This is a genomic window from Candidatus Arsenophonus phytopathogenicus (assembly GCF_056113345.1).
The window spans coordinates 1-12,519 of record NZ_JBUIOB010000015.1; the positions used below are offsets into that span (position 1 = coordinate 1).

8 protein-coding genes and 4 pseudogenes are annotated in these 12,519 nt (G+C 39.3%); 11 read left to right on the forward strand and 1 reads right to left on the reverse strand.

Annotation, left to right across the window (positions count from 1 at the left end; all coding sequences use genetic code 11):
• Window positions 1-7: 7 nt before the first annotated feature.
• The 11 genes and pseudogenes from AC01GB_RS02280 to AC01GB_RS02330 form a co-directional block, all read left to right on the forward strand.
• A pseudogene (locus tag AC01GB_RS02280) lies at window positions 8-1,287 on the forward strand (P22 phage gp5 family major capsid protein); the annotation flags it as partial.
• A gap of 89 nt (window positions 1,288-1,376) precedes the next feature.
• Window positions 1,377-1,559, forward strand: coding sequence for a hypothetical protein (locus AC01GB_RS02285; RefSeq protein WP_474450114.1), 183 nt, complete (start codon window positions 1,377-1,379; stop codon window positions 1,557-1,559).
• Window positions 1,560-1,677: 118 nt separating this feature from the next.
• Window positions 1,678-2,079: pseudogene (locus AC01GB_RS02290) on the forward strand (packaged DNA stabilization gp4 family protein).
• A pseudogene (locus tag AC01GB_RS02295) lies at window positions 2,043-3,422 on the forward strand (packaged DNA stabilization protein). Before AC01GB_RS02290 ends, AC01GB_RS02295 begins: the two co-directional pseudogenes overlap by 37 nt.
• Complete coding sequence (locus AC01GB_RS02300) at window positions 3,422-3,760, forward strand: hypothetical protein (RefSeq protein ID WP_474450115.1); 339 nt, start codon at window positions 3,422-3,424, stop codon at window positions 3,758-3,760. The pseudogene AC01GB_RS02295 and the gene AC01GB_RS02300 overlap by 1 nt, the downstream one beginning before the upstream one ends.
• A 37-nt stretch (window positions 3,761-3,797) precedes the next feature.
• Entirely contained in the window at window positions 3,798-4,073 is a 276-nt protein-coding gene (locus AC01GB_RS02305; RefSeq protein ID WP_474450117.1) for a hypothetical protein, read from the forward strand.
• Window positions 4,073-4,540, forward strand: a pseudogene (locus AC01GB_RS02310) (DUF2824 family protein). Before AC01GB_RS02305 ends, AC01GB_RS02310 begins: the two are co-directional and overlap by 1 nt.
• Window positions 4,518-5,126: a DNA transfer protein gene (locus AC01GB_RS02315; RefSeq protein ID WP_474450119.1), complete on the forward strand. Its 609-nt coding sequence runs from the start codon at window positions 4,518-4,520 to the stop codon at window positions 5,124-5,126. The pseudogene AC01GB_RS02310 and the gene AC01GB_RS02315 overlap by 23 nt, the downstream one beginning before the upstream one ends.
• Window positions 5,127-5,138: 12 nt before the next feature.
• Complete coding sequence (locus AC01GB_RS02320; RefSeq protein WP_474450120.1) at window positions 5,139-6,410, forward strand: phage DNA ejection protein; 1,272 nt, start codon at window positions 5,139-5,141, stop codon at window positions 6,408-6,410.
• A gap of 2 nt (window positions 6,411-6,412) precedes the next feature.
• Window positions 6,413-8,572, forward strand: a complete 2,160-nt coding sequence (locus AC01GB_RS02325) for a hypothetical protein (protein WP_474450121.1) — start codon at window positions 6,413-6,415, stop codon at window positions 8,570-8,572.
• 99 nt (window positions 8,573-8,671) lie between these two features.
• The gene (locus tag AC01GB_RS02330) at window positions 8,672-10,633 is read left to right on the forward strand and encodes a phage tailspike protein (RefSeq protein ID WP_474450123.1); all 1,962 of its coding nucleotides are present in this window, start codon (window positions 8,672-8,674) and stop codon (window positions 10,631-10,633) included.
• Between the two features lie 60 nt (window positions 10,634-10,693).
• On the opposite strand, the gene AC01GB_RS02335 is transcribed toward AC01GB_RS02330, so the two are convergent.
• The gene (locus AC01GB_RS02335) at window positions 10,694-12,076 is read right to left on the reverse strand and encodes a phosphoethanolamine transferase (protein ID WP_474450124.1); all 1,383 of its coding nucleotides are present in this window, start codon (window positions 12,074-12,076) and stop codon (window positions 10,694-10,696) included.
• Window positions 12,077-12,519 lie beyond the last annotated feature (443 nt).

Sequence of the window (12,519 nt, forward strand, 5' to 3'; positions counted from 1 at the left end):
AAACAAAATGGCAAATAATCTAGACTCAAATATTAGTCAAATCGTTTTAAAAAAATTCTTGCCTGGTTTTATGTCGGATATTGTTTTGTGCAAAACCGTTGACGGCAATTATTATGGGGAAATAGACTCAAACACTGGCGACAGTGTGAGCTTTAAGCGTCCACATCAATTCAAGTCTGAAAGAACAGAAACAGGTAACATCCGGGAAAGATAAAAATGGTCTTATCTCTGGCAAAGCAACGGCAAAGTCGGTAAATACATCACGGTGGCTGTTGAATGGCCACAAATTCAAAGCGTTAAAGCTTAATCAGCTTGAACAAATTCTATCACCGATTCATGAGCGTATGGTGACCAATTTAGAAACAGGATCACCATTTCATGATGAACAATGGTGCACTATCGCTAGGCTCACCGAATACACCGATAAAGAAATGGTCAGATGTGGCTCAAACGTCCTCATTTATAAAAGATATTGGCATTAAAACCAGTGAAAACTACGCCGTCATGGATCCGTGGTCAGCCCAACGGCTTGCTGATGCACAAACGACTATCTCCGCTGAACCTTTAGTGCGTTCAGCTTGGGAAAACGCGCAGATAACAGGTGATTTTTGTTGGGGGATCCGTGCATTAATGTCTAATGGTCTTGCATCAAGAGAGCAAGGTGATAGTTGGCGGAACCGATACGCAGTGAAAACAGCGCCTAATGTTGATTATCTGTTTTGTCAAGGATTCCTCTACCAGTTTTCGATAACGTTGAGCTTGGAGCAAAAACCCAGTAAGACAGGGTTCTTGAAAGCCGGTGATCGGCTGAATTTTACGTCTACTCACTGGTTAAATCAGCAAAGTAAGCAAACGTTATATAACGGATCGACAGCAATGAGTTTTACAGCAACAGTGCTGGAAGAGACTGACTGTACATCTACTGGTGATGTTACCGTAGCAAATTATCGGGTGTTTCCGATTTATGATGAAAAAAATGCCCAATACAATGCGGTTGATGCGAAAAGTTAAGGCAGGAGATGCCGTTTCTCTCGTAGGAACTGCAAAACAACAGATGAAACCTAATCTTTTTTTTCAATAAGTTTTTTTTCTGTGGGTTAGGAACCACATCCCCTTGCCAAAATTACATAGCATTGACTCAGCAGTTGCAAGTTATGAAGGTTTCTCTATCCGTGTACACAAATATGCTGATGGTGATGCAAACAAGCAGATGATGCGTTTTGACTTACTTACCTAGCGTATGTCTGTTTTAACCCACATATGGGTGGCCAACTTTTTGGCGACACTTCATCCAGCTTTGTACCAATATGGGAGCGTTGGCTCCCTTTTTTATTTGAGGTTAAGATGGAAAGAAAAAGCGTTTTTCGCCTAGTAGGATGATCAAGCTGCGGGATTTGTTTCAGGCAGTTATGCTTGCAGCGGACTTGCCCTGCCTTCAAAAAAAATCGCGAGACTTTGTTTCATCTCTTGATGAAGTAAAGGAACCTAAAAAAACACCTGAAAAATCTAATGAGCCTAAAAAAGAGAAGGGCACTAAAGATGACAAAACCGCTAACTAAAGGTGAGATTGCTCTGTTTTGTTTTGCGCAAGGCGGGTATTGACTCGGTTGCCAGCTAGCACAGAGTTAGCACACCCCAATCGCTTGAAGATAGTATTACTGACCTTGTGAAGACTTAATGGCAGAGTTACAGACTACATTTGGGGATTTGGGCTATCAGTTTTCACTAGATGAACAACCCGCACCGGATGATGCAACAGGCCTTCCTCGCAAATATTAAGCATGCCATTGGTTATCAATTGATGCTGCGAATGTTACATGGATTATGGCATCGAGCTACCCCGAGACAAGAACGTCGCGCACCGCATCCTCTGATGCGCTTCTGTTATTGACACGCTCAGTGTTCCATGAATAAGAAAGGCGGGGTGATATGCCTGTTGGTCAAGGTAATAAATACTCCTGGTTCGGAGCTGATAGCTATTATGCTGAGGGGATTCCATGCCAAAAATGCAGATTCCGCTCGCTAAAGGATTTGCTTGAGATATCAAGACAGCCGATTATATTGATGCCTTACCCGTGAATATGCTGGCAACACCTAAAGAGGTACTTGATGCTGCGGGTTACTTCAGAGATCATTCCCTGGTATTGAAAAAAAACAGGAAGTGAACGGCATATCACGTGGTGTGCAATTTAATACAAAAAACAACACTGCGCTGTATCGAGTCTGTGGTAACAAGCTTTATCTTAATGGCATTCAAATTGCTAATATATCCTGCGAACTGATCGGGTTTCACTTTCTCATTCAGGAAACAGTCAGGCCGTTTGTTTCACGGCGAGTGACTTGAGACTAAAGTTCTATCGATATAACGGAACAGGAGAAAGGAATTATCAAACTGGCCAAAGGATAAATACCCGCAATATGAGTTCGGCGAAGTGCATAGATGCTCCGCAATCGGGGACGTTTACATCTGGCTACAAAAAGGCGGTGAACGATTTGGTGTAACTAATGTGAAGATGAATCTGAACCGGGATTAGATCGACCCTTCTATCGTGCCGATTTCAGCCCGATGGTATCGTTTCCATCGAGCTCATGGCGAGATATGATTATTTGTTTTGGTTCATCAAGCATAGAGTATTTTACCTTGACTCGGATCGGATGAAGCTTCTCAACCCATCTATCAGGCTCAGCCAGCTTATATGATTCCGTCGGGTATTGCCGGTCGTGATTGCAAATGTCGTTATCAGGATAAATACGCCATCCTAAGCCAACAATCAACCGGACAACCTGCTATTTATATTATCGGCGCGGGTGAAAAAAACAAAATATCAACCGCTACCATTGATAAAATCATCAGTCATTATTCTGCTGAAGAATTATCTACATCAGTGATGGAGTCCATTAAATTTGATAACCATGAATTATTAATCCTTCACCTGCCTAAACACACACTTTGCTTTGATGCTTCGGCAAATAATCAATGGTCAATCCTCAAAACAGGTTTTTATGACGATCCCTATCGTGCGATTGATTTTATGTTCTATGGAAATCAAATCACAGCGGGTGACAAGAAAGAAGGCATTATCGGTCATTTAGTTTTCGACGCATCAAGTCAATATGAACAATCGACAGAGCACCTTCTTTATACACCCATGATAAAAGCTGACAATGCAAGATTATTTGATTTTGAACTGGAAGCCTCAACGGGTGTTGCCCAAATTGCTGACAAACTATTTCTATCTGCAACAACAGACGGTATCAATTATGGCAGAGAGCAATTGATAGAGCAAAACTCACCCTTTCGTTATGACCAGCGAATTATTTGGCGAAGAATTGGCAGAGTGAGAAAAAACATTGGTTTTAAGATACGTATTATCACTCAATCACCCGTAACATTATCTGACCTGTCAGTAAGGATGGAATAATGCCTAATCAGTCTTATGCCAACTCACGACTGGAAAATCCAATCAGTGTACAAGGTGCCTATATTGCTCCCGATATCCTGCCTCAAAATTTTAGTGAAACCTACCGTCGAATAGTATTAAGCGGTGCTGAGGATATAGGCAAGGTGGTTAATAGGGCTAATGATGCGGGCTATGAAGCCTATTCAGCCCAAATTAAAAATGAAGAGCAGGATATTATTCTTGGTCATCACGAAGAAAGAATAACAAAAACTGAGGAAGGTTTAGCAAGTCTTGAAGTTAGAGTGCTTAATATTGAAAATGATGTAAATGGACTAAAGATAAAGATACAGGATTCTTGATGGTAAAGTATCTGAAATCATCGTTGATTACGTCTCGTTGAGTCGAGTCACTCAGCAAAATTTATCATCATCCCTCAATGTCAACACTGCTTATTCTGTTAACGGCACAAAAGTGGTTGGTCAGCGTGTTATGGGATTTACGCCAGCTATCGGTACGCCCTTGAAGAAAAATTTTGATGCCGATCAATCCTTCTCAATTGGAAAAGATTATGACAAAGATGAAATTGATGCATTGGCTAATGCGTTAATCGCATCTCGCCAGCGAATAAAGGCATTAGAAGACGCGTTAAGATCGCACGGGTTGATTGACTGATGAAAATTAAAATTATTGACAATATCCAACAATTCCAGCGGTTTTTTACAGATAAAAGCAAGATTGGTTATGCCATGGAAAATAACGGGGATTATCAATTAAAGAACAATCAGCTTTATGTGGGTGTTTATGAAGGGTTAATGCTGGTTGGTTTTTTTTCAATAGAATTTATTCGCAACCAGTTAATTGAAATTCATCCGTGTTTGATCCGGGTTTTCGGGGCAAATATGCATTGATAGCAACGAGAAATTTTTCAACATGGTTGGTGGATAATGTCAATTTTTCCACCGTTATTACCTATGTTCCTGAAAAAACGCCGTGGGGGAAAATTATTCTGTAAATTAATGAATATGCGAAGAGTCGGTGTGATTGACAATGCATTAACCGCGGGTAATCAACAAATCAATATGACAATGTACCAGGTCACCAAAGAGGAATTAAAAGATGGGTGGAGGCAGTGGAGATAACGGCGCTAGCGAACAGGCCAGAGCGTCACGTGAAGCAATAGACTTGCAAAGAGAGCAATGGAATCAGGTTATGCAAAATCTGGCACCTTATATGAAAGTTGGCACCCCTGCATTAGGTGCATTGCAGAATCTGACGACATTAGATGGTCAGGGACAGGCATTAAACAAATTTTACCATTCGCAACAGTTTAATGATTTAGCCAATCAAGCGCGATATCAAAGTTTAAATGCCGCCGAAGCGACAGGCGGTTTAGGTTCGACGGCAACCGGTAATCAATTGGCATCTATCGCTCCAGCATTAGGTCAAAACTGGTTGTCTGGACAGATGCAAAATTTCGGTAACTTAGTGGGGATTGGTATGAATGCCACTGCTGGACAAGCATCTGCTGGACAAAATTACGCGAATAATGTGGGGCAGTTGTTACAGAATATCGGTGCTGCTAATGCCGCTTCTGCGAGTCGTCCTTCTGGATTTCAACGCGCGTTAGGCGGGGGGATAAACGGCGCAATAGCGGGTGCACAAATTGGTGGCCCTTGGGGAGCGGCAGCTGGGGGTGGCTTAGGTGCATTAGGCAGTTTATTTTAATCTGGAGTTTTTATGGCAACGTTTCAACTGGCTGGATTGCCCAATCTGCAAATAGAAAATCAAACGGCAGGGGGCTTAGGTTTACCCACCGTCCCACAATACGCAGAAAGGCCGAATACAGGAGTGATGTTAGCGCAGGGTTTAGGGGCTATTTCTGAGCGATTAGAGGCGAACAAACAACAGCAGACAGAAGCGGATTTTATGAAATCATTTGGTCAAGCTTATGCGGCTAATGATCGTGATGCAATGAAGCAACTCGCAGCGGCGCACCCTGAACAAATCGAACGCATTCAAAAAGGGATGGGTTTTATTGACCAGGACAGAAATCAGGTTATTGGACAAGCAGCCATGGATCTACGTCTTGCGGCGAAAAGGGGTGATCAATCACTAATGGCATCACTGCAGAAAAATGCACCCCTATTAGGTCAATTCGGTTTGACACCCGAGGAGGCTTTTTCATCCTACAAACAAGACCCTCAGCAGTTTGATAAAATGACCGATTTAATTCATTTTCACGCTGACCCCAAGCGCTATTTCGACGTTGAGGATAAACAGGAAGGGCGGGACATTGACAGAGATAAACTGGCGGTAACAGTTCGTGGTCAGAATATTTCTGCTCAGAATGCTGCTTTAGATAGAGAAATAAGGAAAGCAGAACTCGAGAATAAAAAACTGGATCGACAAGCTCAGAATGCAACTGACGACTTACGCAAAGCAGCATTAACGCAACAAATAGCGGCTAATAAACAAAAAATAAATGAAGCAAATGAGAAAAAAAACCAATCCCAAACACAAGCTAAATTAGCTTTAGATAATGGTGTTCAGCAACTAGATAGATTAGCACAAGAAGCTAAAGCTATAAGAGATAATCCGAGCTTATGGAGAACGACAGGCGTTCCTGGGAGACTTTATAACTTTCCTGGCAGTGCAGCTGATGATATTGATGCTCAACTTGCGTCACTAAGATCACAAACGGGTTTTGCTGTTTTGCAGGCAATGCGAGATGCTTCAAAAACGGGTGGTGCTTTAGGTAATGTTAGCAATTTTGAAGTACAACAATTGCAGGCTAATCTGGGTAATATTTCAGGGAAACAATCAACGGAAGTCATGCGTAAAAATCTAGATAAAATAATAAATTATGCACAAGGTGCTAAGAAAAGAGTTAATGATGCCTTTAAAAGAAATTATCCTGATTTTAAACCAGTAGAGACAACTGAAAACAATAATATTGATAGTTCAAATATATCAGATGATGATTTATTAAACAAATATTTATCGAGGTAATCATGGCTATCAATGATTATTCAGAAGAGCAGCTTTTTACTGCTTTAAGGAATGCGGATTCAGCAGGTGATAAGACTGGCGCTCAACGAATTGCTGGATTAATTCAACAAAGACGATCTACTCAAAACCAAGAGAGTAATCCTATTACTGAGGCAGGAAAAGGACTTCTTCAAGCAGGAGTTAATGTAGCGAATATTGCCCCTGAAATCGCAGATGCTTTTATGTCTGGAGCTTCATGGGCGGGTAATCAGTTAGGCATTGGTGATGGGACTTATACGCCATCACCGCGATTGGAATTACCTGATAATTTAACGCCACAAGATCCGTATGCAAAATTGGGTGCTGAAATTGTCCCTTATCTTATTCCTGGTGTTGGAGCAGGAAGAAGAGCGGCCGCGTTGGCTTCTGTTGCTAACGCGGGAAGACTGGAGCGTGGTGCAACTAAATTAGCGGATATGGTGGGTGAAAATATTGTAGGTGCATTAGCGCAGAATAGTCAGGAAAATAATGCAAAAAGTTTAGCGACTGATTTGGGTATTGGGGTTGCTGGTAGTGGATTAGCAAGAGCGATTACTCCGCTATTAGGTAAGGCTTATAATACGGTGGCCGGTAAGTTATCAGGAAATATAGAGCACACTGTATCTGAAGCAAGTATCCCAAGAACCAATAATGAGATAGTTAACGCTGCCAGAACTTCATCGGGTCGTGAGGCGTTAAATAGTGCGTTTTCAGAAGTAAGCCCCTCTGTAGATGATGCTGCCAAGTTAGCAGGCGTAGATATAAACGCATTAACTCCAGGGCAGAGAAGTGGAAATCCAGGACTGCAAGATGTTGAAGGTGTCTTATCTTCTGTTGCTGGTCCTGTTCGTGATGCTCAAGAAAAAGGATTAAAAGAAATAACCGATAGGCTTCAAGCCGATTTAAAAAGACTTGGAGCGGAGAGAGGGGCATCATCAGAAAAAACAGCGTCAATCAGAAATAGAGTTGTTGGTAGTCTAAATACTATTGATAAGCAACAGAAAGATGCATGGAAGGCGCTGAGTAATACCTCCAACCCACTAGCAAAAGAAAAGGCCGCTAATGCTAGGGCGCAAATGCTTGCCGATAATGCTATCTCAAGGGTGGATGATTCATCAGTGAAGAAGTTCTTGGTGGAATCAAAAAAACCGATGACGTTCGAGCAGATGAAGGAGTGGAGAGGTGAGTTATCTGACTCAATAGGCACCGCAATACGTGCAGGGAAAGACAATCGAGCAAGGAAAATTACGTTAGTCAAGGAAGCGCTAACGGAAGATATGAGGATTATGTCTAGTAAGTATGGTTTTTTGGATGATTGGGAAAAGGCAAACGACTTATCCAAGCAATACTTTTCTATGAGGGACTCCGCTAGGGAAGCTTTCGGGAAATCGCTAGATAACGATCAGCTCGTTAAAAACCTAAATTCCGCATTGAGAAATTCATCTGAAAATGGATTAACGCCGGTGCACAAAATAATTAGGTCATTACCCGAGAAAGAAAGAGGAATAATGCTTGCCTCAGCATTAAGCCGTGGAGTTGAGAAAGGTTCTAAAGGAGGAGAATCATTAGGCGCAGGGGCTAAAAATATGGGTGAGATATTGACTCCTCAAAATATTTCAGCTATCCGTCAATATTTACCAAAAGAAGCCGAATTGCTTTCTGCTTATGGAACGTTAGCTAGAAATGCAAGTGCGTATCTTAAAAAAGTAGAGCAAACGGGTAGGACAGCCTCATCGTTAAAGGAGTTGGAGTCTGGGGTTAGTGGTGTGGCTGGTCAGATATTAAAGGCCTCCGCAAATAGAGGTCTTGACCTGTTCATTGGTGTTTCGGCTGCTTCTACGGCAGGAATTGGCGGTGCTGCCATAGCCTCTGGTAAATACTTGCTCAGTAGGCTCATAGAGAAATCTATTGAGAAAAGAAGTGTTAAGTATGTAGTTGAAAAGTCGCTGCAAGAAGGCGTGAAGGCTGTACGGGCTGGAGGGTCAGAAGCAGCAATAACAGCGGCTGAAAAACGTTTAACGTCCAATCCTACTATTAGCAAGATATTAAGACAGGAACTAACACCTGCTGAATATCAAGCTATTAAATCTGCTGGAATCATAGCTATTCTAACTGGGATGAAGGACGATGAAGAAGGGAAGTAGCCCTTCTATCAATCAATTTGAACTGTTACTTACATTTCATATAAAAATTTTAACAATACACCAGTATAACGGGTTAGATTAATCTCATCTGGAGAAAAAATGTCAGATATTATGCCTAATGTTGTCGTGAGTATGCCAAGCCAATTCTTCTCCTTGAGAAGAAAGTTTGCTGCCGCAAGCAATGGTAAAGTTTATATCGGTAAAATCGATATGGATCCCACCATCCCAGAAAACCAGATTCAGGTATATCTTGAAAATGAAGACGGATCACATGTTCCAGTTGCACAACCTATTATCATCAATCAAGCTGGATATCCAGTCTACAATGGTCAAATTGCCAAGTTTGTCACAGTAGCAGGTCATTCGATGGTGGTGTATGACAGCTATGGTGCGCAACAGTTCTATTTTTCAAATATTCTAAAGTATGATCCTGACCAATTTGCCCAGAGATTTAAAAAAGAACGCCTTTTCACGAACAGGCTATCTGGGCTATCGCTGACTGATATTGTCTCTGTCAAGGATTTTGGCGCCAAAGGTGATGGTGTAACGGATGATTTTGCCGCATTGCAAAAAGTGGCATCATTGGGTTGTGCTATTTATTTTCCGAAAGGAAAATACTTGTCAAAGAAAGAATTATACATAACTTCTGAAAATTGTACCTTCTATTCAGAAGGTGATGCAGAAATGATATTTGATGTTGATATTGACCATGAAGAAGGATGTATCAACGTTCAAGAAAATAACTTTAATTTTTTATGCCTTTCAGTAAAAGCAACAAAAAGGGTGGTTGGCATACAGGTGAAATCTAATTCAGGGATAAGTGATTTAAACGTGTTCGGGTCAACTTTTAAAGGCTTGTTTTACGCGATAAGAGCAATACCAATAAGCAAAGAAGGTATATCCGTCAAAAATATTGTAATAAAATCATGTAAATCCTACGCGCCTGATAAAGTTAATGCGGGTCATTTCTTCGTTATAAATGGCGATGGAGTAAGATACTGTGATAATGAGACATTTTTGGGGTTAAACACGTCTGCTTATGGCATCACCTCTTCAAAAAACATCATTATAACAGGAAACAGAGAAAATGGCGTTGCCGATACTATCACGGATGTTGAGGCGGGGATACAGATCGAAGATAGTGAAGAATCGAATGCTATTGTAGCTAATAATATTTGTTCTCATGACATTTGGATGGCTGGAGCACAGGATGTTATTGTTTCCAACAATCGATGCCGAGAACTAAGAGTTTCAGTCGGCAATGATGACGACGAAGGATGCCGCAATATAAAATTTATCGGAAACTCGGTAGGGTCTATACGTTGCCATACCTATGGTAGTAACCCAAAAAATGTATTTTTTGATAATATTGAGTTTTCTCTTAATGACATAGATCCTGAATCATATAAAAGATGTGATAAACCATTAAGTCAAGCTCTTTATATATCTAACGCTAATGCAGGAAAAATTTTGATAAATGCCAATAAAGTCTTGTCGAAAGGGTCAGATGCATGTATCAAGCTTGCTAGGCAATCTGAGAAATTAAACCTCACTATATTGAATAATGATTTTGGTGAGCAGGGTCATATTTTTTCAGGTGATAAAGGATATGTGTCAGAAATTGGAAGCATTAATCCTCTTTATAAGAATACTTATTCGGCTGGCAATTATATTAGCTTAGGTTTGAAATTGGATTCTTCCCCTCACTTAAATGAGTGGTTGGATTTTTCTTTTGATGCAAAAATTTTTGATTTGAACGGTGAATTTTCTGGCTCAACGTTTACACCGAAGAAATCCAGGTATTATACCTTGACAGGAATGATAACTGTTGACGCTATAGAAGAAGCTTATGTTGGGTTAAGGCTATCCAAACAGACAACAGGCGAGATAGCTAGGCTTGCCTATACAAAAGTAAGCAAAGGAACAGCATCTATCTCATTAAGGAGCGTTACAATATATATAGGAAGCAACGAGTCAGTATCGTTACAATTGTTTGCAACAAAAAAAATGAAAGTATTGGCGTTGCCGCAATATACAAATATTGATATTGCTATTTGTTGATATCCTCCATGAAATGGAGGACTGGATTGTTCGGCATACTAGATAACTAGTCAATGGATGCTAGTTGGTATCAATAATCCTTTTTTTTAAGAAAGGAGATATATCTATGGCAGGATCTCCATTGTGATTTTCTATCAAACTATCCACACCGTAAATATCTGGAGAATCATTTTCAGTAAAGAAATTATAATTTAGGTGCTTCTTTTTATTTACTAAATTAATACCTAGCCAATCAGTAAAATTTTCGGAAAAATAGTAAAGGTATTTCCTTTTCTTTATCATGGTTCTTTTTGAATCATCACTTGATATTTTCAAAAATGGTACGGAAAAATGTTCTTTGCCAGGATTAATATTTCTAAATAATATAGTGTCACCACTTTTGTAATGAGTTAGCCCATGGTCTGAAAAGTATATAATTGAGAAGGATTCCTTTTTTGACTTGACGTATTGACTTTCTAGAATGTTAAATATTTCATTTATATTACTATCAGTTTGCTTTATCGCGGCCACATAACAAGAAATCTCATGATATTTTGATTCATAAGTTTTGTATAAATCTACGTTATTATTTTCCAATCTTGAACATGGTTCTATATGGTTCCCAAATAGGTGTATGAAAAAAACATTTGGCTTGTCACTTTTCTCTGAGTCAATAAGCTCTTTTTTAAACAGAGGTATTAGTTCGCTATCCATTTTATTGTAACTATTATTACCAGATATTTCATCATCATAATGCGCCCCTTGTTTTATAAATATTTTTTTATTGGCTCTGTTGGCTATTGCCGTTATAGATGTGTCAGCAGAGCCTAATTTACCCTGATTAGATATCCAAAAAGTATTAAATCCAGACTTATTAGCTAAATCAACAATATTAAAGTTATAATCAGAAAACCACTCATTTTTTTTATCCATATTACCTGGGGATGCTAACACAAATCTCAAAGAAGGAATTGTCGCAATGCCATTAACCATCATACCATCTATGAAAACGCCATTCACAGAGTCCAAAAAAGGTGTGTTTTTAACAGGATAACCATATACTGAATGATAGTCTTTTCTCGCGCTCTCACCTATTATTATAACGTAATTTTTATATCTGTTTTTTACTTTTGACACTTCCCATTTTGGGTCAAAATGCAATTCATCTAAAGTTTTAATTTCCTTATAAGCTCTGTTTATAGAATGGGTTATTGATGTGTAAAAATTTATAATAACTTTATTGAATGGTGCTAGAGCAATAAGTGTTATTGAAAATAACAATATATTTTTTTTTGATTGGCGGAAGGTTTTTTTTAAAAGAAGTCTTATAATGTAAATTGAAAAAATACCATACAGAATATAAGCATAGTATATTATAGGTATTGATTTTATGAAATCTAAAGTCTCTGTTTTATCTGTAGCTTCAGTTGAAGTAAAAAAAAACCACCGTGGAGCACCATGCATGAAACCTACAGGGAGATAAAAGATTGTCAAAGCACATAATGCATAAAAAACATAAAAGACAAAACAACATGACAAGCATGCGATAATAATCGTAAAAGATAATAATATTAATTGGATTTTGTCATATTCAAAGCCAGTGATCTTTGCGATCAAAAAAGATGTACATGTGGAAATAAAAGTATATATCAGTATTATCGCTAACTTGCCGTATATATTATTCATTTGTGCATTCTTTTTTTTCACTAAAAAGTTAATAATTATTTATGGCTTTTTTTTCAATGAGGCATGATAAAAAACATCATCTATCATGACTCTCTAAATAGCTTAGTCAAACATCGCGCCCGCCAACGTGGGAAAATTAATATATTAAGTCATTATACCCGTACCGTTTGCCAGTATTGCCATCCAAACATCGGTATTCTTTTCTGGAATTAACCGCTTTT

Coding starts and splice junctions, on each gene's coding strand:
- AC01GB_RS02335 (WP_474450124.1), bottom strand. CDS start 12,076: ATGCATGGTGCTCCACGGTGGTTTTTTTTTACTTCAACTGAAGCTACA.
- AC01GB_RS02300 (WP_474450115.1), top strand. CDS start 3,422: ATGCCTAATCAGTCTTATGCCAACTCACGACTGGAAAATCCAATCAGT.
- AC01GB_RS02285 (WP_474450114.1), top strand. CDS start 1,377: ATGATCAAGCTGCGGGATTTGTTTCAGGCAGTTATGCTTGCAGCGGAC.
- AC01GB_RS02330 (WP_474450123.1), top strand. CDS start 8,672: ATGTCAGATATTATGCCTAATGTTGTCGTGAGTATGCCAAGCCAATTC.
- AC01GB_RS02315 (WP_474450119.1), top strand. CDS start 4,518: ATGGGTGGAGGCAGTGGAGATAACGGCGCTAGCGAACAGGCCAGAGCG.
- AC01GB_RS02320 (WP_474450120.1), top strand. CDS start 5,139: ATGGCAACGTTTCAACTGGCTGGATTGCCCAATCTGCAAATAGAAAAT.
- AC01GB_RS02325 (WP_474450121.1), top strand. CDS start 6,413: ATGGCTATCAATGATTATTCAGAAGAGCAGCTTTTTACTGCTTTAAGG.